Source organism: Actinoplanes solisilvae (genome assembly GCF_003999975.1).
GTDB lineage: Bacteria > Actinomycetota > Actinomycetes > Mycobacteriales > Micromonosporaceae > Actinoplanes > Actinoplanes solisilvae.
The window spans coordinates 131,821-153,217 of sequence record NZ_RJAC01000003.1 but is presented as its reverse complement, the minus strand read 5'-3'; the positions used below and the strand labels follow the sequence as shown (position 1 = coordinate 153,217).

Below are 21,397 nucleotides of genomic sequence, written 5' to 3'. Positions count from 1 at the left end.
AGGGGCGTAGGCTCACCACACGGTGCGAATTACGCGGCCGAAGGCGCCCTTCCGCTTGACGCTCGAGCCGCGAGCAGACCGACCATGCCGCACGTCCACCTACCCGTTCAGGGAGGCCCGATCATGTCCAAGGAATCGAGGACCAAGGCGAACGTCAAGAAAAAGGGCAGGACGATCAAAGAGAAGCAGACGGAAAAACGCCTGAAGCGCGAAAAAGAGAACGGGCACACCTCGAACATCCCGGCCACGACGCACTGAATGCCAGCCCGCTGGTCACCGTCCCCGATCGCGGGCGGTTGAACCCACGTGACCGGTTGGAAGGCGTACGGTGAAGGTGGTGACGGCTTCATCGGGTTCGCTGACCGCGATGGTGCCCCCGTGTTGTTCGGTGATGGCCCGCGCCAGGGTCAGCCCGAGCCCCGTGCCCGGTAGGCCGCGGAAGCGGGTGGAGTCGCCGCGGAAGAAATGTTCGAACAGCCGGGCACATTCGCCGGCGCGCAACGGTTCGCCGGTTTTGGACACGGTCAGCACGGCGGCGAGGTCGTCCACGTGCAGGTTGATCCCCACCGTGGCGTGCTCGTCGGTCCAGGTGAGGGCGTTGCTTGCTGGATACCTCCAGGTCACATTCCTTGAACCGGGCGGTGCGGCGGTGCAGCGTCACATCGTGCATGGCGACCACCGCGGCCAGGCCGGGCAGACCGGAGACCGGACGGCCGTGAACACGCAGAGGGCGCTGCGGTTGCTCCGGGAGGCGAACGAACACTTCGACGTCGCGGACCCGCTGGCCACGCAGTGCGCGCACGACCGGTAGTTCCTCGTAGCGCATCGGAAGCCCGTCAGCGGTGTGCAGGTGCAGACGCGACCCCCATTGTTCGGCCGGCGCACCCTCCAGACGAGTGCCGACCAAGGCACGCGCGGCGTCGTTGTGGAGCACCGGCCGCCCGGCCGCGTCGCAGCTGATCACCGCGGCGTCCAGGTTGTCGACCACGGCCTGCAGGCTCCCCGGGATTCGGGATGTCGTACTGCTGGACGGACATGGTGTCGGTGACCCGATCGCGCAGAACCCTCCGTAGCGAGGCGCCCCACATGGCCACCCCGTCCGAGTTGGGATCGCCCGGGTTGTCGGGGAAGGCGTCGAACACGGGCCGGCCGACAAGGTCCGCGCGTGCTCTCATCGTGACGGTCAGATACGCGTCGCTGGCCTCGACGATGACCAGATCCGGATCCAGCACGACGAACGCCGTCGGCGCGCTACGGAACAACGCCCGATAGTCGATCTCCACTGCGCCCACCCTCACCAAAGGCACTTAAGGGACACCGTACGCGAAAGCCGACTCACCCAGGCCCGATATCGGCTACGGCGCTGAGCTGGTGAACGCCGACGGGGCGAACAGTGGCGTATCGGTCCCGGCGGGCTGCCGTCCGGGCAGCGTGACCGTGATACGGGTGCCGCCGCCCGCGGGGTTCGTCCGGGCCGTGACGGTGCCGTGGTGGTGGGGCCAGAGACCGGGTCGGTGCCGGAGTGTCGTGCCGTCGGCGCCTGTCTCATCGGCGGGTGGAGCGTGTCGGCGCAAGCTCTCGCCGCACGTCGTTCCAGGCTGAGCCCCGCGGCGGCACGCACACTGCTCCCAGCAGGACCATAACGTTCGCTCAGGTCCACTGTCACGGCCGATTCACCCATTCTGATTATGTCGATCAACATTGAGGCCGACCAATTCATCAGATCGATGGTGGGTCGGTTTCCCGCCTTGGTCATGCACCTCCCTACCTCTACAGTGAATGACTTCCACGGACATTGCCGCATCACCAAATAATGAGAGATGCTCATGCCCGAAGATCCTTATTTGATCGTCCTTTATTTGATCGTCGCCGTCGCCGTGCTGGCTGTGGCCGGGTTCGCCGTCCGTGCCGCCCGGCAGTCGGGCGTCCCGTCGGGCGGGCCGCAGACCTCGGCCGTCGAGTCGGGGGCGGCCCTCGCCGAGGCCCGCGCCGAGGTCGACCGGCTCACCGAACTACTGGGGCAGGCGCGAGCCCCGGCTACGCCGGCCGTTCACACCGACGGGCGCCACGTCGAGGTCTTCGTCAACCTGTCCCGACGGCTGCAGTCGCTCGTCCACCGTGAGATCAAGCTGCTGGACGGGCTGGAGAACGAGGTCGAGGATCCCGATCTGCTGAAGGGCCTCTTCCAGGTCGACCACCTGGCGACCCGCATCCGGCGGCACGCGGAGAATCTGGCGGTGCTCGGCGGGTCGGTGTCGCGCCGGCAATGGAGCCGGCCGGTGGCGCTGACCGAGGTGCTCCGTTCCGCTATCGCCGAGGTCGAGCACTACTCCCGGGTCAAACTCGTGCCGCCGATCGAGGGCACCCTGCCTGGACACGCCGTCGCCAGCGTCGTCCACCTGGTCGCCGAGCTGATCGAGAACGCGACAATGTTCGCGCCGCCGCACACCCAGGTGCTGCTCCGCGCGCAGCATGTCACGTCGGGAATGGCGATCGAGGTCGAGGACCGCGGGCTCGGCATGCAGCGCGCCGACCTCGACCAGGTCAACCGGCTGCTGGTCAACCCCGACGACACCAACCTCGACGACCTGCTGCGGGACGGGCGGATCGGGCTCTACGTGGTCTCGATGATCGCCCGCCAGCACGGGATCGTCGTACAGCTGCAGGCCAACATCTACGGCGGCATCCAGGCCGTGGTCATCCTGCCGCCTCTGCTGATGGGTTCGGCGCCTGGATCCGTACCGGAAGCGCCGCAGGCACCGGTTCTGACCCCGGCCGCGGAGCCGCTCCAGGTTCGGCCTCCGCTCGAGCGACGAGTCCCGCTGCAGAAGCGCATTCCCGTACGGGACCCGGCGCCGAGCGGTGCGCAGGACACGGCTGAGATCACGCGACTGACCGTCCGACCGGCCGCCGCTCCGTCGCGGCCTCCGCTTCCGCGGCGCCGCAGTCAGACCCACATGGCCCCGCAGTTGCAGCTCGGCGCCCCTCGCCCGGACTCGACGCCGGCCGGCGAGCATCACCCGGGCTTGATGTCGTCGTTCCTGAACGGCGTCTCGCGGGGTGAGGCAGACGTGCCCGGCTCCGGAAGCCATGGCTGACCACCGGCCCCGCTATCAGAAAGGCCCAGCTCACATGTCGCTCACCGATCCCGCACGTACGCCTCAGGACCTTGTCTGGCTGTTGACGGGCCTGGTCGACCGCGTCCCGGACACGAAGAGCGCGCTGCTGTTGTCGTCGGACGGTCTGCGCAAGGCCGCGCACGGGCTGGACGACGACGGCGCCGACCACCTGGCCGCGATCGCCTCCGGGTTGTTCTCGCTGGCCCGCAGTGCCGGCACCCGGTTCGACGGCAGCGACGGGGTCCGGCAGGTGGTGGCCGAGCTGGACGAGTCGCTGCTGTTCGTCTCGGCGGCGGGGTCCGGGGCGGTGCTCGCCGTCGTCGCCGGCAAGACGGCCGACCCCGGGGTGCTGGGCTACGAGATGGCGCAGATGGTCAAGAGCGTACGGCCGTACCTGTCGACGCCGGCCCGCCATGAACCCGAGTTCCTGGACGTGCGCGGCCGGTGAGCGTGCTGCGGGCCGACGATGAGCACTGGTTCGACGACGCCGCGGGACGGCTCATCCGGCCGTACACGGTCAGCGACGGCAGGACCGAACCGACCACCAGGATGGATCTGCTGTCGATGGTGATCGCCACCGGACGCCGGCCGCACGGCCAGCTCGGACCGGACCATGCTCAGGCGCTGGGGCTCTGCGACAGCGTCACCACGGTCGCCGAGGTCGCGGCGCGGCTGAGGCTTCCCGCGGTTGTCACCAAGATCCTGCTTTCCGATCTGGTGGATTGGGGCGTGGTCGACACCCGCTCCCCCGACCCGATGGCTGATTCGGAGAATCCGGCCGTACTGGAGACCATTCTCAATGCCCTTGAACGACGGCTCTGACGCGTTCCCGTCCGCGCTCAAGCTCCTGATCGCGGGCGGTTTCGGCGTCGGCAAAACCACGTTTGTCGGAGCGATCAGCGAAATCGAGCCGCTGCGCACCGAGGAGTTGCTCACCACCGCGAGCGCCGGCACGGACCGGCTGACCGGCGTCGAGGGCAAATCGACGACCACGGTCGCGATGGACTTCGGCCGGATCACGATCAGCGAGGATCATGTGCTCTACCTGTTCGGCACCCCCGGACAGGAGCGTTTCTGGTTCATGTGGGACGAGTTGTCCAGCGGCGCCATCGGCGCTGTCGTGCTGGCCGACACCAGACGACTGGAGGACTGTTTCCCGGCCGTCGATTTCTTCGAGTCCCGCGGCATCGGATTCCTGATCGCGGTCAACGAATTCGACGGCACCTGCCGGTACGAACTGGACGACCTCCGCGATGCTCTCGACCTGAGGCCGGACGTTCCGATCGCGCACTGCGACGCGCGCGACCGGCGATCCGCCACCGGCGTGCTCGTCAACCTGCTGCACCGTCTCCTCGCCTCCACGCCCGCCGATCGAACGGAGCCCCGGCATGATCTACGACCTGTCCGGCCACCATCCCCTCACCCCGGCGGATCCGGAGGTGCCCGCTCGCATGCGCCGGTTGCACGAGCTTGGCCTGGGTGACGACGCGGATCCTCGGCTCGACGAGTTCGCCCGCCGGGTCGGCGACGTCACCAGGGCGCCGCTGGCGATGGTGAACTTCATCCAGGCGGAACGTCAGTACCTGGGCGGCCTGTACGCCGGTGGCACCATTCCGGGGCCGGTGCGGGCGGGCCTGGCCGGTCGTACGTTCTCCCGTGCGCACGGATATTGCCCGCACGTCGTGGTCCGGCGCAAAGCCCTGGTGCTCGACGACGTCTGCGACTATCCCCGGTTCGCCGGCAACCCCGTGGTGGACGAGATCGGGATCCGCTCCTACCTGGGCGCACCTCTGATCGATCGGACCGGCGTCGCGCTCGGCACGGTCTGCGTGGTCGACCTCGAACCGCGCCCCTGGGGCCGGCCGGGGCTCGAGACGATCAAGGCGCTCGCCGCCGAACTGGTCGCGCAGATCCATGCTCGGGAAGGAAATTAGAACAATCACTCGGGTCGGGCCGCACTCCACCGGAGGCGGTCCGACCTCGTCTTTCCCCGCCACCGCCAAGAACGCGAATACTTTGAGTAGCTGCGCGACCACTTTGCGAAACCATGGACCCGTTGTAGAGTCCGGACGGACATAGACGAACGTACGTTCAAGACCCATAACGGCCGGATCTTGCCGCGCGCATCTCGACATCCCTTGGACGGGAATGCCGAAGCATCCTCCCGGGGAGTGAACGATGGACACCGACGCCAATGCTCTGCGCACAGCGACGGACGACCGGCCGGAGTCGAGTTCGACGACCAGGATGCTGGAGTTCCTGCGCGAGTACGCCCGCAATTTCCTCAACTCCCGATTGATGGACGAGCGCCGATCCCTACCGCCGGCCCTGATATCGGACTTCGCCGGCGTCGGCCTGCTCGGCCTGCAGATCCCCCGGGAACACGGTGGACAAGATCTGTCCCACGCCGACATGAATCGCGTGTTCACCCAACTCGGGGCCATCGATGCCAACCTCGCCGTGTTCTGCGCGGTGCACAACACCCTCGGCATCGCGCCGATCCTGAATTCCGCCACCGAGCAGGTCAAATGCAGCGTGCTGCCCCGGCTGGCCGCGGGACAGGCGCTGACCACCAGCGCGATCAGCGAACCGGGCATCGGCTCCCACATCCGCGGAATGACGACCAGCGCGGTCCGCGACCCGGACGGCTCCTACACGATCAACGGCGTTAAGAAATGGATCTCGCTGGGCGGGGACGCCCGATACGTCAACGTCTTCGCGGCCCTGCGCGGCGACGACGGCCGGCCCCGGGGAATCACCGGGTTCGTGGTCGACAGCCGTACGCCCGGCTTCGGGATCGGACCCGAGATGTTGACCCTCGGCCTGCGCGCGGTGCCGCAATACGATCTCAGCTTCCAGAACCTTCGAGTGCCCGCGTCCGCACTGCTGGGCGCCGAAGGGGACGGCCTCAGCACAGCCAAGGCGGCCTTCATGGGCGGCCGGGTGGTGCTGGCCGCGATGGCGCTCGGGGCGGCCATGCGATCCCTCGACCTGGCCCAGCGATTCGCGAACGGCCGCGAGGTCGCCACCGGCTCCCTGGCCGAGAACGGCCGCATACGCCAGGTGCTGGCCGAGGCCGGGGCCGCCGCCCAAGCCGTCGAAACGCTGATCTCGCGCATCGCGACCTGGCGGGACCAGGGCCAGGACGTGCCCGACGCCTGGTACTTCTGCGCGAAGATCCTGGGCTGCGAACTGGGCTGGAACGCGATAGACACGGCCCTGCAAGTGTTAGGCGCCCGCGGCTTCCTCGACACCAACACCGTCGGCCAGCACTTCCGCGACTATCGACTGTTCCGGATCTTCGAGGGTTCCACCGAGGCGATCACGGTCTACCTGGGGACCATGCTCATCAAGAATCCCGACGAGTTCACCAAACTGGTCCAGCAGGCCTACCCGACCGCCCAGGTGCTCAGACTGATCGACCGCGTCGCCGAGATCGGCGCCCACCGCCCCCGCGACGGCGCCGACCAGCACATTCACGCGGCCGTGGTCGGCGAACTGGTGTGCTGGACCCTGCTGACCGTCGTGACCAGCGAATCGGCGCACCGGTCCGCGATGCACAGCTACACCGCCTCGTGGACCGAACACCAACTGCAGCGGCGCCTCGACAACGCCCAGCCGGCCTCCCAGCAAGACCTGCCCACCCGGGCCGAGTTCGCCAACCACGTAGCCGGCTACACCAACGTCATCGGCGACGTGGACCAACGCCGCTGGCCCGCCGAGGAGTGGAGAGCCGACCCACTACTCCGCTGACGCTCAGAAAAGCCGTCCCCGGTACGGATGAGGGCGGCCCCACTTCTCCTCCCAGCGCAGCAGATTGGCCTGCCATTCCGGGAGGTCGGGACGGTACTCCCGGACGACGTCCCTCTCGGGCTGGCCGACCAGGAAACTCCAGTAGTCCTCGATCGCCTCCCGGGCGACGCCAGCCGGAAACTCCCCTTCGGCCCCAGGCACCCACAGGTTGGTGATGAGCAGGGCTGAGGGCGTGAACGACACGGCGTAGTTCTCGCTGCTCCATTCGTCGAACGGCGGCCTGCCGTGGGCGACGTCGTCTGCCATCGCCAGAGCGTCGAGGGCGACGAGGAAGAACGTACCGATGTCGGTGGTCAGCCACTCCCCCAACAGGTCGTATCGCTGGTCCTCGACGTGGTAGACGGGACGGCGGTACGTGGGATCGATCCGCAAGCTGACAACACTCACCGCAGGCCTCTCGGTGCGTTAGGGAACCGGCCAGCCATGCGTAAAGCCGCCGGACTGGTTGTAGAAACCTTCGATCGTGACGCCATTGTAGGTACCGATCCATCTGTTCTCGGCTACCTGAGTCGAGTTCTTGAAGGCACCGGACACCGCGTTGTCGACCTGTGCCGGTGTCCAGTCATCGGGGAAGAACGTGCTGAAGCCTCTGTTGCCGGACTTCGGCTTCCATGCGCCGGCCGGGGGGTTCAGGGTCGGGTCGAAGAACTCAGGTTCAGCCTCGTACACGCCGTTCCGGTGGGTGACCTTCGACCCGGGCACAATCCGGCGGTCAGGGTAATCCTCGCCTCCGGGACGGTAGTGGTAACCGGAGCCTTTGGGCTTGCCGGGCCATACGTGGCCGCCGCCGATGGTGTGGGTCGTGAAGTGCGGGTTCATCCGATCCGGCCGCGAACGCTTGCGCGTCTTGCGGAGGAACCGCAGCGCGGCCCGCATCAGCTTGCCGGAGCCCCGGGCCATTCCCGGTCACCCGTCCAGCAGCTGAAGTGTTGCCTCCTGCACGAGGTTCCCGACGATCGTCCTGGTTATCTGCTGGAAGATCGGGATCTCGGCCAGGCTCGCGCCGAACGTGGGCACCGCGGTCGCCACGGCCTGCGCGATCGCCACCGCCAGCAGAGCGAGCTGGGCGATGACCGCTACCTTCAGGGCAAGCACGATCCCGCCGCAGATCATCAGCCCGGTGCCGGTCAGTGTGGCCGCGTTCGCGCCGTCCAGGAGCGCCTTGGCCGGGCTGTCCTCCCGGGCCCACCAGGCCTGGAACGCCGCGACGGCCTCGCCTTCGTGCTCGGTCCACACCTCGGAGGCGGTCGACGTCGCATCCGACACGATGGCCTCGAGCCGGTCGGAGAACGACATCCACGCCCGGCCCATTTCGACCAGCGCGGTCTCGTCGGCCTCGGGCCAGCTGTAGCCGAGGACGCCGAGCAGCGATCGAAGCTCGCCCGGGATCTCCAGGGCCATGCGTCAGCGCCCCAGTTCATTGAGCAGCGCACCGAACCGGCGGCTGACGTTCTCGTCCACCTCCGCGTGCTGCGCGCTGATCTCCACCACGTCGGCGCCGGCGGAGGCCATCTCGTCCAGCGCGTCCTGGTAGCACTCGAACGCCCACGACGAGACCTCGTCGTGGGCGGCGCCGATCAGCGAGCCGATGTCGTCGCTGCCCCAGGGCGCGCCGAACCCGGCCAGCTCGGACCGGAACGACGCCAGCTCGGAGGAGAGCCGCGAGGCGACGCTCCGCAGGGCCGACCCGGACGCCGAGAGCCGCTCGGGATCGATCATGAAGCCGGTCATCGGTCGCCGGCCCGGCGGGTGAGCTGCTCCTGCGCTTCGACCAGCGACGCGGTCAGCTTGGCGAACTGACGCTCGGCGTTGAACTGGACGTCCTTGAGCTGTTCGGTGAGCGCGCCGAGGTCCGCCGGACCGGCGGCGGCCACAGCCCGGCGCTGCAGGTCGGCGAGCGCGGCGTTGACCGCCGACTCGATCTCCCGTGCCAGTTCCTCGCCGCTCAGCCGCAGCACCGAGGGCTCGATCTCAAGGTTCTCGATCCGCCCGGGCAGAGCCGCCCGGACGCGAATCCGGCCGTCGGCGGCCTCGCCCGTACCGATGGGCGATTCCTGATCGCCGGAGGGCCGGTGAACCCGGCCGAGCGCGGCCACCACATCGGACAGCGTCCCGCCCAGGCCGGACGGATCGATCGGATTGGTCATCTCGACCTCCTCGCGCACGGACATTCGCACCTGAGCCGCGACGGTATCGACACCTGTCCACTACGGAGCGGAGTCGAGCCCTGGTGGCGAACCCGCGCTATCCGTCGTCGTGGTCGGTCAGCCAGCCTCGCTTCGTGGCCAGGACGGCGATCTGGAAGCGCGTCCGGGCGCCGAGCAGGGAGCCCGCGTCGCTGATGTGTTGCTGGACCGTGCGGCGGCTGATGTTGAGGATGCGGGCGATCGTCTCGTCCTTCATGCCGACCGCCATCATGCGCAGGATCTCCCGGGTTCGCAGGTCGCGCCCCGAGGCCGGCAGGTCGTCGTCCGCGTCCGAGGGGTCGCGCCGCCTCGTCAGCGACACCGGTTCGGCTCGCTCCCACACGTTTTCGAACAGCGCCACGAGCGCCGTCACCAGTGCGGGCGAGTGCACCACCAAGGAACCCGACGACGGGCGGTCGCCCCAGATCGGCAGCAGCGCGGCCGCCCGGTCGAAGACGACCAGTTTCACCGGGATCTGCGATGTCAGCCGCAGCCGGCCGCCCCGGCCCGAACCGCGCAGCGCCGTCATGAGCGACACCGCGTCGGTGAAGCCGTCCGTCTCGTACACCGATCGCATCCGCAGGCCGGGGTTCAGTTCGGCCGACGCCGACGCCCCCGCCACGTACGGTGGCTTCGCCAGATGCAGCACCTCGAACGAGCTTTCCGTCAGCAGCTGGTGATAGCGCGCGGGCACCTCGTCCTCGCTGGTCAGCACCTCCACCACGTCTGTGGCGCGTGGACCGGACACCGCCTCGTGCGCTTCGTAGAGCCGCTCGGCGAGCTCCTCGACCCGGGCGAGTTCGGCTCGTCGCCGGGCCAGCAGGGCACCGAGTGACGGCCGGGGCGGAGCGGCCGCCCATCGCGGTTCCGCACCGGCGATCCGCGACGCCAGTGCCGAGTCGGCCAGGAGTGCCAGTGCTCGCTCCGCTTCCGCGGGTGACACCCCGGCCGCCGACGCAACCTCGTCGCGGTCCGCCGATCGTACGGCCATCAGGTGTTCCAGCACCCGGCCGGCCAGCGGATCAAGACCGGCCACCGACCACGGTATGTCCGATTCGTCCATACGTTCTGACACCTTTCCAACCTGATCATGCTAGGAGCGCCGTCCACTCCGGTGAATCGGGGATTACGAATGTGTAAGAACCAGCTGGCCGGAGCTGCGCACTTGCGCAAATGCGCAAGATCGTTCTTGTGGCGGCGGCCGACCCGGGGGTGAGGTGGGTGAACCCTTCACAACCTCGCAGGAGCACCAGTTGCGCAGACCCAAGGCACTACCCGCCATCGCCGTTCTGGCGACGGCCGCGATCCTCGGGACCACCGCCCAGGCCGCGTACGCGGAGACCCCGGCGTCGGATGAGCTCACGGTGGCGCCCGCCACGGACACCCCCACGCTCGTCGACGACGTCGCCGACCCGGTCGACGCCACGGTCGCACCGGACAAGGCCGCCAAGGCCCACCTCGCGGGCCACAAGGATCGCTATCGGATCGGCGATCCGGCCGGCACGCTCACCACCGCGAGCGTCGAGACGGAGGGCGAACGGGAGACGGTCCGGCTGAACCAGAAGTACAAGGGCCTGCCCGTGTTCGGCGCGCAATATGTCGTACGCACGGAGAAGACGGCCGGCAAGCGTACGGTGACCGGGACGTCGGGCAGTTACTTCACGAACCTGGACGTCGACACGAGCGTCACCCCGATCCCCACCGCGATCGCCGTCTCCCGCGCGGTCGACGAGGTGCGCAAGAGCCTGAACCCCGGCGCGGCGGTCGTGGCCTCCAAGCCCGACCTCGCGGGCACCGACCAGGGCCTCGTGGTCATGCCGACCGGCACCGGTGTGCTCGCGCGGCGCGTGCTCGTCAAGGGCAAGGACGTCGTCTCGGGCCGGCCCGTGCTCCGCGACGTGTACGTGGGCGCGACGAACGGCGTACCGCTGCTCAGCGTCAGCCGGATCAAGTCCTTCGCCTCGGGCCAGCAGGCCGCCGCCCTCGGCACCGCCGCACCGCAGGCCCGGACGAAGCCGCGCCCGGCGGGCAACGGCACGGCAGCGGTCGTCGGCCAGGGCACCACCCTGCACGGCGCCACCGTCTCGCTTCCGCTGGTGCAGTCCGAGACCGGCTCGTACCTGATGAAGGACCAGACCCACACCGCGCCGCTCACCACCTGGGACGGCCGGGGCTGGGACTACTACGACCTGCTCGGCGACCAGTGGCCCGAGGGTCTCGCGCCGTTCGCGTCGCCGTCGACCAAGCTCGGCGCCGACCTGACCGAGGCCGGTGCCGTCGACGCCGCCTACGACGCCGCGAAGGTGTTCGAGTGGTACCAGGACAAGCTCGGGCGTAACAGCCTGGACGACGAGGGCATGGCGATCAACTCGATCGTCGGGATCACGTACGGTGGCTCCGGGTTCGTCAATGCCTACTGGGACGGCACCCGCATGGTGTACGGCAGCGGCGACGCCGAATATCTGCCGCTGGCCGCCGACCCGGACGTCGTCGGTCACGAGATGACCCACGGCGTGGTCGAGCACACCGCAAGCCTCGTGTACGCCGGGCAGCCGGGCGCGCTCAACGAGGCGATCGCCGACTACTTCGGCAACGCCATCGACGTCGACGCGTCGGGCACGTCGATGTCCGACCCGCAGGCCAGCCTGCTCGGCGGCGACCTCTGCCGCACGCTGGCGCCGGCTCAATGTGCCCTGCGTGACCTCGACGACGGCGCCACCACGGCGGACTTCCAGCACCTGCTGGACACGCCTTCGATGGACGACGGCGGCGTGCACCTCAACTCGACGATCGTGTCCGGTGCGCTGTGGGACCTGCGTCAGGCGCTCGGCAAGAAGGTCGCCGACAAGATCGTTTACCGCGCCCTGACCGACTACCTCACGCCCATGTCCGACTTCGTCGACGCGCGGGACGCGGTGCTCGCCTCGGCCAAGTCGTTCCGCCTGGACAAGAAGGACCTCAAGGTCGTGCAGACGGCGTTCGACTCGCGCGGGATCACCGCGAAGTGGAAGGCGAGCCTGTACGGCAAGGGCACCGAGGTGCTGATCGACCGGCTCAACACCGGCATGTACGCCGACATGAAGGCGAGCGCGGCGGGCGGCTGGTACGCGGTGCCGCGCGCGGACGCGAACCGCACCGAGCCGACCGCGATCTGGGTGGGCCGTGTGAACGGCAACGGGAAGCCGTACCGGATCTCCCCGAACGACGGGACCATCCACAGCTTCCCGCAGACCGACGGCAAGCGGGTCGTGTGGTTGTCGATCGGCCTGAACCCCTCATCGCCGACGGGTGAGACCAACCGCATCCTGTCGGCCCCGGTCGGCGGCGGCCCCGTCAAGGAGCTCTACAGCTCCCCGGAACGCGTCGACGGCCTGGGCTTCGACGGCGACGTCGTCGTCTGGAGCCAGTACGACCCGGCGCAGGGCTACCTCGACGTCGTGCGCTACCTGCGCGGCAGCTCGAAGACCGTGCACACCCTGGCGCACCCGGACTGGTTCGGCAGCGCGACGGCGCCGAGCGTCAAGAACGGCAAGATCTCGTACATCCGCTACGAGAACTACCAGCAGCCCGACGCGAACGGCGCCTGGTGGTCGCTGGGCGTCGAGGTGTACGACATCGCGTCCGGAAAGACGACGTACGCGGGCGGCGACGCCGGGGCTGAGCGGATGAGCTACCCGGACCTGTCCCGCACCGGCGTCGCCTGGATGACCGACCGCGACTACGGCACCATCGTCGACGGCGAGTGGACCAAGGGTGCGTACTACGACTCCGTACGCCTCTACGACTTCGCCGCTCGCACCAGCCGGCTGCTGTTCGAGGAGAACTCGGAGCAGGCGATCCGCGCAGTCACCGTCGCTCTGTCCGACACGACCCTCACCGTCACCGAGGAGGCGCCGGTGAAGACCTGGATCGAGACCGGCGGCTACCCGAACAACGTCCTCAACCCGAAGCTCAAGCAGTACACGTTCCAGGGCAAGTACCTCGGCCCGGCGTCGTGCAGCCCAGGAGCCCAGATGTACGCAACCGCGGGAGCGGGACGAGAGGTCATCTTCAAGGACTCGTCGGCGTCCGGCGTCGGCCTGGCCCACGCGACAGGAACCAAGTCCTGCAAGTGAGCCACTGACGTGACAAGGGCGGCGCGCCGGGATCTCCCGGCGCGCCGCTTTCTCGGACCTCGGCCGGACCTATCGAAAACGCCTGTACCTCGATATCGTCTCGCGTCCGGCGAGGACGTTCTCGAAAAGGTCCCTCGATTCATCCACAACGGCGAGCTCATAGTGCTCGGCGGCCGTGAGGCGATAGATCCGCACGCCGGGTGCGAGCCACCAGTTCTCGTACCATTCGGCCCGCCTCGGCCTGCCCTCGACGGCAACATCCTTGAGCTCGACGGCGGGCCCGGGCCGCGGCCAGCGCGGACGCCATTGGACCTCACCTTTTCGAACGGTCGCGTAGCCGTGGCGCCAGCGCCCCCGCCAGAGATTCGCATCTAGCCGGCGGACGGCGGCGAAGACGGTGGGAGCGGCACCAGCCTCGGCGGCCCGCTCAGCCGCTCGACGCCGACGGCGACGCACCACGGCAGCGACGACCGCGGCGACCGCGGCGACCGCGACAGCCACCGCGATCCCCGCAACGAACTCCATCAACGAGATTCCCCGATCGCGTCACACATATCGAGCATCACCACATGCCATACCGCCGTTACCTCTCAGTGTGCTTTGGTGAGCACATGGTCGGTAGTCCTGCCTTGCGGCAGGACGGTCCCGGTCTGACCGACTGATGTCGTGCCGGGTTCACGCTTCACAGCCACCTGCCCGCATACACGGGTCTTCCGGTCGGCTCCACGTGCTGCCACCGAGCCACTCCCGGCGGTGTTGTCCGACTCGACCGCGAGAGCGGCCGGGTTCAGTGCGGCGTTCCGGTCCGGTCGATGACCAGCCCGCACGCCTCACAGGCGAATTCGCGCTCGGACAGAGCCGGCTTGGTTGTCACCGCGCCCCATGCCGAGCAGGTCTTGGAAAAGCGACCCTGCAACGCGCCCTTGCACAAACGTTGACATCACGGCCAGCCGCCGAGATCGCAGAGACGACACCGGAACGCACACCATCGCTCACGGCCCCCCTTCCTGCCCGCCCCCATCGGGACGAAAGCAGTCTCCCGTACCGCATAACAACTAGTCAAGAGACATATTGTCGTCTGCCTAGGATTTGGCACGTGGCGTCGCGGCACGGCTGCCTACGGGTACCGGTGGCCGCTGCCCATTCTTTCCATTGACACCGTCACTATTGCCAACCAGTGAGCACTACCGACTATCAACACGTCAGCAGATGCCACCCCCGACGACCAGCCCGACCGCGAGACTGCGAACGAAGCCGTTGTTGAGGGCTGTCCCGCCCCACTTCTTGAGACTCTTCCCGCAGGTCGGCCCGCCCAGCGGCAGTAATCCCCGAAGGACCGCTACCGGGGTGCCGCTCTCGGCATGATCTTCCGTTCGCCGGTGTCGGCCATCGAGTGCAGCATGCCGCCGGCGAGCGGAATCAGCCGGGCCAGGCCCGGTTGCCCGTTCCGCCGGGCCAGGTCGGGTCCCAGGCGGGTCATCAGCAGGGTGAGCGCCGGCAACGGGCGGACATAGAGGGTGATCTCGCTGATCAGGCCGTCGGCGTCCAGGCGCAGCCGTTGCGCTTCGTAGAGGCGGGTCGCACCGATTCTCGCCTCGTAGAAGAGCGCCACCGTACGGTCGTCGCGAACCTGGTCGGTGTAGGTGAGCTCGTCGATGGCGGCGAGGGCCACTTCGAGCAGGTCGCGTACCTGCTGGTGGCCTCGGAAGACGAACTGTTCGGTGATCGGCGAGACGAGTCGGACATCGGGGCTGAGGGCGGCGATCGTACCGGCAGCGTCACGGGCCTCGCCGGCGGCGCGCCAGGAGGCGATGGCGTCATTTGGCTGATTCACGGGAACTCCCTGTCGGCTGTGGTTGTCATCCGTGGTGGTGGGCCGCCGGAATCGTTCGCGAGATCCGGTCCTCGGTGCCCGGCTCGACGATCACGAACTGGCCCATCATGCCTTTGTCCTCATGTCTCAGCAGATGACAGTGATACATGTACGGGTTGACCGGGTCGACAAAACCGCCGAACTGCACCAGCAGCCGCACCTTCGCTTTCTTGGGCAGGAAGACAGTGTCCTTGGGGCCGGCCTGATAGGGCGGCGGCGGAGCCCCGTCGAGGTCGAGAATCCGGAACGCGACCTCGTGGATGTGGAAATTGTGGGCGTACGTGACGTTGTCGATCTCCCAGATCTCCACCGCACCGGCCGGCACCACATCGTCGATCCGGGTCAGGTCCATGTCCCGGTCGTTGATCTCGGATCCGGTCAGAAAGAACTGCCGGACGCGGGCGCCGGGCGGCACCGCCGCCGGGCCGGGGCCGCCGAGCTTGGCCGGCAACGGCTCGCCCGCGGCCGGCCGGGCCGAGGCAACGATCTTCATCAGGTCGAAGTCGTCCTCCTCGATGTCGTTGGCGGCCTTCGCCGGCTCGCCCCGGCTGTTCAGGACGACGCTCTCGCCCGGAGCGAACCGCACGACGATCTCCGCCCGCTCGCCCGGACTGATCTTGACGCGATCCACGGCGGCCGGGCGGTCCAGGAGACCGGCGTCGCCGGCGACCACGTGGTAGACGCGATCGTCGGCGAACCCGATCCGGTAGACCCGCGCGTTCGAGGCGTTGAGCAGGCGGAACCGGACCAGCTCGGTGGTCGCCGTGAAGAACGGGTCGTAGCCGCCGTTTATCAGGATCGTGTCGCCCAGCAGGCCGAACGTTCCCCGATCCACGCCGCCCGTGTCCAGCGTGCCGTCGCCGTCGAACTTCTTGTCCTGGACGATCACCGGGATGTCGTCGACGCCGTACCGACTGGGCAGGCGGGGGCCGCGGGGATCGTCGATCAGGAAGAGGCCGGCCAGACCGCGATAGACGTGCATCGCCGTCCGCTCGTGCGGGTGGGGGTGGAACCAAGAGGTCATCGCGGGCTGGTCGACGGTCCACTCGGGGGTCCAGGTGGCGCCCGGCTCGATCATCTGATGCGGGCCGCCGTCCATCTCGGCGGGCAGCCGCATCCCGTGCCAGTGCAGCGTGCTGGCCTCGGGGAGCCGGTTGGTGACGGCCATCCGGACCCGCTCGCCACGGGCGGCCCGGACGGTCGGCCCGAGATAGGCGCCGTTGATTCCCCAGGTGTCCCGGGTGACCTTTCCGGGGAGGAATTCGGAACGGCCGCCGGACTGCAACGTCAGGGCGAATCGTTTCGCACCGTCGGCGTCCCTCGACGATTCCGCGAGCGGCGGCATCCGCAGCCGGTTCGCGAATCGCAGACCGGTGTTTCCGCCGCCCCCGCCCTCGCCCGAACAGCCGGTGACAATGACGCTCGCACCGGAAAGGGCCGCCAATGAAAGAAGACTTCTACGTTTCACAAAATCAATCGTGGCATCCGGCCGGGCGACCCGGAATCGGTTGTCTCCCCCACCCGGAATTGCACCCCGAGAGGTATCCGGCCCCCCGGCGCGTACATCCCGGGAGGTATCAGGGGTGCCAGCCGGGCACAGCGCGGCCGGACTCGTAGGCCCAGACGACCAGTTGCGCCCGGTCGCGCAGGCCGAGCTTGGTCAGGATCCGGCTGACGTGCGTCTTCACCGTCGCGTAGCTGATCGTCAGCCGCGTGGCGATCTCCTCGTTCGACCGGCCGGCCGCCACCTGATCAAGGATCTCCAGCTCCCGGGCGGTCAGGTCGGCCGGGGGCGGCGCCGGCGGCGGCTTCAGGCGACCGGCCATCTCGGCGATCAGCCGCCGGGTCACCGACGGCGCGAGGAGGGCGTCACCCTGGGCCACCACGCGCACGGCCCGGATGAGGTCGACCGGTTCGATGTCCTTGAGCAGGAATCCGGCGGCGCCGGCGCGGATCGCGCCGTAGACGTACTCGTCGGACTCGTAGGTGGTCAGGATGACGACCTTGACCCCGAGGAGGCCGCGGTCGGCGCAGATCTCCCGGGTCGCGGCCAGCCCGTCGACGCCGGGCATCCGGATGTCCATCAGCATCACGTCCGGCCGCAGCCGCCGGGCCAGCGCGACAGCCTGGGTACCGTCCGCCGCCTCACCGACGACGGTCATGTCCGGTTCACCGGACACGATCGCGCGGAAGCCCGCCCGTACGAGAGCCTGGTCGTCGGCCAGGGCCAGGGAGATCATCGTGCACCGTTCCCGGCCGGCAGCCGGGCCAGCACGCGGAAGCCGCCACCGGGCCGTGGCCCGGCCTGGAACTCGCCACCGACCGCGGCGGCCCGCTCCGCCATCCCGCGCAGACCGTTGCCGTTCTCGACCTCGCCCTCCGATCGCCCGTCGTCCTCGACCAAGATCTCGACCTGGCCGCCGGTTTGCTCGACCCGCACATCGACGGCGCCGGCCGACGAGTGCCGGACCACGTTGGTCAGGGCCTCCTGCAGAATTCGGTAGGCGGCGAGCTGAACCGCGGGCGGCACCACGGGCGGCGGCAAGCTCACCCGGGCCCGGACGGTCAGGCCGGTCTCCTGGGCGCGGTTGAACAACTCAGGCAGGGCGGCCAGATCTGGCTGCACCGGCTCGCGCAGCACCCCCAGCACCGAGCGGATCTCGCGCAACGCGTCCCCGCTGGCCGTCCGGATGGCCCGTAACGCCTCGAACGCCGAATCCGGCTCCCGGGTGTGCAGGGCGGCCCCGGACTGCACATTGATCAGGGCGAGCTGGTGGGCCAGGACGTCGTGCAACTCCCGGGCGATCCGCAGACGCTCCTCGGCGGCGCCCCGCAACGCCTCCTGCTCGGCCCTCGCCTCGGCCAGGCGGGCCCGATCCTCCGCCTGCGCGGTCCGCCGGACCCGGCCCCGGGCCACCTCACCCAGCACGACCGGGAGCAACAGCACCGGTACGACGCCGGCCGCGACTGCGAGCGGCTCGTCAGCCGTCGCGGCGAAAGCCGCCGCAAGGCCGCCCGCGACGCCCAGCGCCAGCCCCGGACCCCGGTCACGAGCCACCGTGTAAAGGGCGATCACGAGGGCGAGAACGATCGGCGCGTCCGCGAAACCAAGCGTGTAGTAGGGAAGAGTCGCCGCGGCGGTGACGGCCAGAACAGAGAGCGGGAACCGTTGCCGCCACACCAGCGCGACGGACGCGGCGACCAGCAGCACCCAGCCCCACGGCATCAGCGGCCGATCGTCTCCGCCGGCGGTGCTCAGCGCGGTGCCGGCGTCGAGGGCGAGAACCCCGACGGCGACAGCCACGTCCGACCACTTCCGCCCCATGCCCCAACTGTAGGGACTGCGCAAGCTCCGAACGGTCCGCTCGTACGCCGCCGCGGCGCCGATCAGTCTTCGACGCCGTACGCGACGAAGGTGTACCTCCCCGGCGCGACCCGCTCCAGCGCGGCCGCCACGCGCTCGCCTTCCGCGACCCACACCTCGTCCTGGTCGCGCTGGATCTCCGGCGGCATCATCCGGTACGCATAACCCGAGTGCAGCAGGATCGCGAGCGTCCCGCCGTCGTACCCGTGCTCGCGCGGCCGCGCCGGCTTGCCGTCCTCGTCCTTGAGCCCCAGTCGTACGGTCGCCTCCCGGGCCGACGCGACCAGCAGTTCCCGCTCGCCGTGCTCCAACCCGTTCCCGTCCACCCGAGACACGAAAACGGCCGGCCCGAACGCGGACATACCAACTCCTACTCCACAGGCGACCACCGGCGGCCCCGGCACGACCCGAACGCCGTACCTCCTCCACGCGGCGCCTAACGCGCTTCGGCCACCCAGTGGGTTTCGCCGAGTGAATGTAGACCACCCGACCTCCACCGGGCGGCCGCTCCAGCTCTGGGCCTCGCGGTGGGTTGCCCCTTTGGTCTACTCTCCACCCGTCGCGGCGATACGGACCCGTTCTGACGCAGTAGTCGCCGTGCTCGGGTAGAACTGACAATCTAGGAGGGTGCAGTGGCGGACCTGCCACCGAAACAGCCCGGTCGCTCGGACCCGGCCGAAGCCGTTCCCACGCCGGCACCCCAGTTGCTGGTCATGCCACCGACCGACGCGATCCCGTCGCTGGTCTGGCCGGGGGCCGAGGGGGAGACGGCCTGGGCCATACCGGTCCAGATTCCATCAGGCACGCGCGGTTTCGCGGTGTTCCTCCCAATGGTTCAGGTCGAGACGGCGATCCCGGTGGCGGCCGAGACGGCGACCCCGGTGGCGGCCGAGACGGCGACCCCGGTGGCGGCCGAGACGGCGACTGCACCCGCCGAGGCGGGCCCACCGGCCCCTCCCGGGCCGATTGATCCAGCCCCGGCCGCCGCTCCCCAGCCGGCCCCGGCCGCCGCGCCGCATCAGGCCCCGGCCGCCGCTCCCGAGCCGGTTGTTCAGCCGGCGGAACCCGCGGCCGCGCCGGTTGTCACCGTCCCGGAGCCCCGGGTGGTTCCGCCCACGAACCCGCACACGGCGCTCGCCCAGCGCCCACAGCCTCAGCCGTACCCGCACCCGGCGCGCCCCTTCGGCACGTACGAGAGGCAGCCCAGCGCCTGGCAGACGTTCCGCAAGAAACACTGGCCCGCGCCGAAGCAGGCCCAGGGCTGGGCCGTCCCGTCCGGTGTGCTGGCCGGCGCTCTCGGCTTACTGATCTTCCTGCCGTTGAACCGGGTCGGGATCGGCTGGTTCCTCGGCTGGCTGGCGCTGACGCTGGGCGTCGGGTTCGCGGTCCGGAAGTCCAAGGACCTGCCCCGCCGGGAGCGGCTGATCCGTTCCGGCTGGGCCGCGGCGGCGCTCGCGCTGATGCTCGTCCCGGCGTTCCGCAACGCGTGGTGGCTGGTGACGTTCAGCGTGCTGGGCGCGATCGGCTGCACCGCGCTGGCGATCGTCGGCGGCCGGCAGGTCCGGTCGATCCTGTTCAGCCTGGTCGCCGCCCCGTACGCGGCCTTCGCCGGCATCCCGTGGGTCCGCGGGCATCTGAAGGCGGGCCGCAACCCGGGCATCACCCGGCGGATCTTCTTCTCGATCGCCCTCACCGCCGTGGTGCTGCTCGTCTTCGGCGCGCTGCTGTCGTCGGCCGACGTCGCGTTCTCCCAGCTGCTGGACGACGCCGTACCCGATTTCGGCATCGGCGCGATCTTCCAGTGGATGTTCCTGGCCGCGACCGGCGGGCTGCTCGCGGTGTCCGGCATTTACACGCTCGCCGCGCCCCCGGCGACCGCCAGCCTGGACACGGCCGGAAAGGGCCGGTTCGGCCTGATCGAGTGGGCGCCCGCCGGGGCCGCGCTGGTGCTGCTCCTCGCCGGTTTCGTGGCGGTGCAGTTCACCGTGCTGTTCGGCGGGAGCCGGCACGTGCTGAAGACGGCCGGGCTCAGCTATTCCGAGTACGCCCGCAGCGGCTTCTGGCAGCTGGTCGCGGTGACGCTGCTGTCCCTGGCCCTGATCGCGGCCCTGGCCCGCTGGTCGAAACGGGAGACCGCGGCGGAACGGCTGCTGCTGCGCGTGCTGCTGGGCCTGCTCTGCGCCCTGAGCGTCGTCGTCGTGGCCTCGGCACTGTCGCGGATGTGGGAGTACCAGCGCGTCTACAGCTTCACCGGCGAGCGGATCTTCGTCATGGCGTCCGAGATGCTGCTCGGCCTCATCTTCGTGATGATCGCGGCCGCCGGCATCAAGTGGCAGGGCCGCTGGATTCCCGCGTCCACCGTCGGTCTCGCCGTCCTGATGCTGCTCGGTCTGGCCGCCCTGGACCCCGAGGGTTATGTGGCCAGTCGCAACGCGGCCCGCTACGAGGGCTCCGGCAAGATCGACGCCTGGTACCTGCGAGCCCTGTCCGCCGACGCGACTCCCGCTCTGGCCGAACTGCCCGACCCGGTACGCCGGTGCACGCTGAGCTGGATCGCCGAGGACCTCAAGGAACCCGACCCCTGGTACGCCTGGAACCTCGGCCGCCAACAGGCTCGCGAAGTCCTGGCCGACCTGGGTCCCGGCGCCATCGGCACCCAGAAGGACTGCCGCAAGGCCGACCAGTTCGACCTGCCCAAGACCCGCCGATGAGCAGCGGTGCTCCGGCCCCGCCGGAGCACCGCCCCGGGCCCTGGCCGTTGAGGCAGGCGCGCACCAACCGGACCAGGCGGACGGCGGTGTGCGGTGTTGCCGCCCACGCCCACGTCGCCGATGTTGATCGGGGAATCTGCTCCGGCGAGGCCTTCGTAGTGACGTCGAATCTCATACCGTCATGACAGCGCACGCACGTCACGCGGTTCAGATCCT

The 21,397-nt window shown here is 69.2% G+C and carries 23 protein-coding genes and 1 pseudogene; 9 read left to right on the top strand and 15 right to left on the bottom strand.

Annotated elements, in window-relative coordinates:
- Window positions 1-123: 123 nt before the first annotated feature.
- On the top strand, window positions 124-258 hold the full coding sequence (locus tag EER30_RS49370; RefSeq protein WP_255436560.1) for a hypothetical protein: 135 nt from the start codon (window positions 124-126) through the stop codon (window positions 256-258).
- Window positions 259-273: 15 nt separating this feature from the next.
- Here the strand turns inward: EER30_RS49370 and EER30_RS48555 are convergent, their stop codons facing one another.
- From EER30_RS48555 to EER30_RS48545, 3 genes and pseudogenes are all read right to left on the bottom strand, one after another.
- On the bottom strand, window positions 274-624 hold the full coding sequence (locus EER30_RS48555; protein ID WP_240669961.1) for an ATP-binding protein: 351 nt from the start codon (window positions 622-624) through the stop codon (window positions 274-276).
- Between the two features lie 82 nt (window positions 625-706).
- Window positions 707-934 (bottom strand): annotated as a pseudogene (locus EER30_RS49680) (histidine kinase); the annotation flags it as partial.
- Window positions 837-1,283, bottom strand: coding sequence for a PAS domain-containing protein (locus tag EER30_RS48545; RefSeq protein WP_240669959.1), 447 nt, complete (start codon window positions 1,281-1,283; stop codon window positions 837-839). The pseudogene EER30_RS49680 and the gene EER30_RS48545, both read right to left, overlap by 98 nt.
- A 543-nt stretch (window positions 1,284-1,826) precedes the next feature.
- Here EER30_RS48545 and EER30_RS11605 point away from each other — a divergent pair.
- From EER30_RS11605 to EER30_RS11580, 6 genes are all read left to right on the top strand, one after another.
- On the top strand, window positions 1,827-3,098 hold the full coding sequence (locus EER30_RS11605) for a sensor histidine kinase (protein WP_164842290.1): 1,272 nt from the start codon (window positions 1,827-1,829) through the stop codon (window positions 3,096-3,098).
- A 34-nt stretch (window positions 3,099-3,132) separates the two neighbouring features.
- Entirely contained in the window at window positions 3,133-3,567 is a 435-nt protein-coding gene (locus tag EER30_RS11600) for a roadblock/LC7 domain-containing protein (RefSeq protein ID WP_127500395.1), read from the top strand.
- Window positions 3,564-3,941 (top strand): DUF742 domain-containing protein, encoded by a 378-nt coding sequence (locus EER30_RS11595; protein ID WP_127500394.1) that lies wholly within the window; start codon window positions 3,564-3,566, stop codon window positions 3,939-3,941. The genes EER30_RS11600 and EER30_RS11595 overlap by 4 nt, the downstream gene beginning before the upstream one ends.
- Window positions 3,919-4,602: a GTP-binding protein gene (locus EER30_RS11590; RefSeq protein WP_127500393.1), complete on the top strand. Its 684-nt coding sequence runs from the start codon at window positions 3,919-3,921 to the stop codon at window positions 4,600-4,602. The genes EER30_RS11595 and EER30_RS11590 overlap by 23 nt, the downstream gene beginning before the upstream one ends.
- A complete protein-coding gene (locus EER30_RS11585; protein WP_240669958.1) occupies window positions 4,571-5,053 on the top strand; it encodes a GAF domain-containing protein in 483 nt (160 codons plus the stop codon). Before EER30_RS11590 ends, EER30_RS11585 begins: the two co-directional genes overlap by 32 nt.
- A 244-nt stretch (window positions 5,054-5,297) precedes the next feature.
- On the top strand, window positions 5,298-6,872 hold the full coding sequence (locus tag EER30_RS11580; protein WP_127500391.1) for an acyl-CoA dehydrogenase family protein: 1,575 nt from the start codon (window positions 5,298-5,300) through the stop codon (window positions 6,870-6,872).
- A gap of 3 nt (window positions 6,873-6,875) precedes the next feature.
- Here EER30_RS11580 and EER30_RS11575 read toward each other — a convergent pair whose 3' ends face one another.
- The 6 genes from EER30_RS11575 to EER30_RS11550 all read right to left on the bottom strand — a co-directional run bounded on the left by EER30_RS11575 (window position 6,876) and on the right by EER30_RS11550 (window position 10,181).
- The gene (locus EER30_RS11575) at window positions 6,876-7,304 is read right to left on the bottom strand and encodes a hypothetical protein (protein WP_240669957.1); all 429 of its coding nucleotides are present in this window, start codon (window positions 7,302-7,304) and stop codon (window positions 6,876-6,878) included.
- Between the two features lie 33 nt (window positions 7,305-7,337).
- Window positions 7,338-7,832, bottom strand: a complete 495-nt coding sequence (locus EER30_RS11570; RefSeq protein WP_240669956.1) for an EndoU domain-containing protein — start codon at window positions 7,830-7,832, stop codon at window positions 7,338-7,340.
- Window positions 7,833-7,838: 6 nt separating this feature from the next.
- On the bottom strand, window positions 7,839-8,333 hold the full coding sequence (locus EER30_RS11565; RefSeq protein WP_127500389.1) for a WXG100-like domain-containing protein: 495 nt from the start codon (window positions 8,331-8,333) through the stop codon (window positions 7,839-7,841).
- A gap of 3 nt (window positions 8,334-8,336) precedes the next feature.
- Complete coding sequence (locus EER30_RS11560; protein WP_240669955.1) at window positions 8,337-8,651, bottom strand: WXG100 family type VII secretion target; 315 nt, start codon at window positions 8,649-8,651, stop codon at window positions 8,337-8,339.
- Between the two features lie 8 nt (window positions 8,652-8,659).
- The gene (locus EER30_RS11555; protein ID WP_127500387.1) at window positions 8,660-9,079 is read right to left on the bottom strand and encodes a YbaB/EbfC family nucleoid-associated protein; all 420 of its coding nucleotides are present in this window, start codon (window positions 9,077-9,079) and stop codon (window positions 8,660-8,662) included.
- A 97-nt stretch (window positions 9,080-9,176) separates the two neighbouring features.
- The gene (locus tag EER30_RS11550) at window positions 9,177-10,181 is read right to left on the bottom strand and encodes a helix-turn-helix transcriptional regulator (protein WP_127500386.1); all 1,005 of its coding nucleotides are present in this window, start codon (window positions 10,179-10,181) and stop codon (window positions 9,177-9,179) included.
- A 190-nt stretch (window positions 10,182-10,371) separates the two neighbouring features.
- Here EER30_RS11550 and EER30_RS11545 point away from each other — a divergent pair, with 190 nt between their 5' ends.
- The gene (locus tag EER30_RS11545) at window positions 10,372-13,233 is read left to right on the top strand and encodes a M4 family metallopeptidase (RefSeq protein WP_127500385.1); all 2,862 of its coding nucleotides are present in this window, start codon (window positions 10,372-10,374) and stop codon (window positions 13,231-13,233) included.
- Window positions 13,234-13,302: 69 nt separating this feature from the next.
- On the opposite strand, the gene EER30_RS11540 is transcribed toward EER30_RS11545, so the two are convergent.
- The 6 genes from EER30_RS11540 to EER30_RS11510 form a co-directional block, all read right to left on the bottom strand.
- Window positions 13,303-13,758, bottom strand: a complete 456-nt coding sequence (locus tag EER30_RS11540) for a hypothetical protein (protein WP_127500384.1) — start codon at window positions 13,756-13,758, stop codon at window positions 13,303-13,305.
- An 814-nt stretch (window positions 13,759-14,572) separates the two neighbouring features.
- A complete protein-coding gene (locus EER30_RS11530; RefSeq protein ID WP_127500383.1) occupies window positions 14,573-15,067 on the bottom strand; it encodes a nuclear transport factor 2 family protein in 495 nt (164 codons plus the stop codon).
- A 25-nt stretch (window positions 15,068-15,092) separates the two neighbouring features.
- The gene (locus EER30_RS11525) at window positions 15,093-16,550 is read right to left on the bottom strand and encodes a multicopper oxidase family protein (protein WP_205650191.1); all 1,458 of its coding nucleotides are present in this window, start codon (window positions 16,548-16,550) and stop codon (window positions 15,093-15,095) included.
- 133 nt (window positions 16,551-16,683) lie between these two features.
- Window positions 16,684-17,346, bottom strand: coding sequence for a response regulator (locus EER30_RS11520; protein ID WP_127500382.1), 663 nt, complete (start codon window positions 17,344-17,346; stop codon window positions 16,684-16,686).
- The gene (locus EER30_RS46995; RefSeq protein ID WP_164842289.1) at window positions 17,343-18,431 is read right to left on the bottom strand and encodes a sensor histidine kinase; all 1,089 of its coding nucleotides are present in this window, start codon (window positions 18,429-18,431) and stop codon (window positions 17,343-17,345) included. The genes EER30_RS11520 and EER30_RS46995 overlap by 4 nt, the downstream gene beginning before the upstream one ends.
- A gap of 62 nt (window positions 18,432-18,493) precedes the next feature.
- A complete protein-coding gene (locus tag EER30_RS11510) occupies window positions 18,494-18,832 on the bottom strand; it encodes a hypothetical protein (RefSeq protein ID WP_127500381.1) in 339 nt (112 codons plus the stop codon).
- Window positions 18,833-19,102: 270 nt separating this feature from the next.
- On the opposite strand from EER30_RS11510, the gene EER30_RS11505 reads away from it, so the two are divergent.
- Window positions 19,103-21,181, top strand: a complete 2,079-nt coding sequence (locus tag EER30_RS11505) for a DUF4153 domain-containing protein (protein ID WP_127500380.1) — start codon at window positions 19,103-19,105, stop codon at window positions 21,179-21,181.
- The last annotated feature ends 216 nt before the right edge of the window (window positions 21,182-21,397 follow it).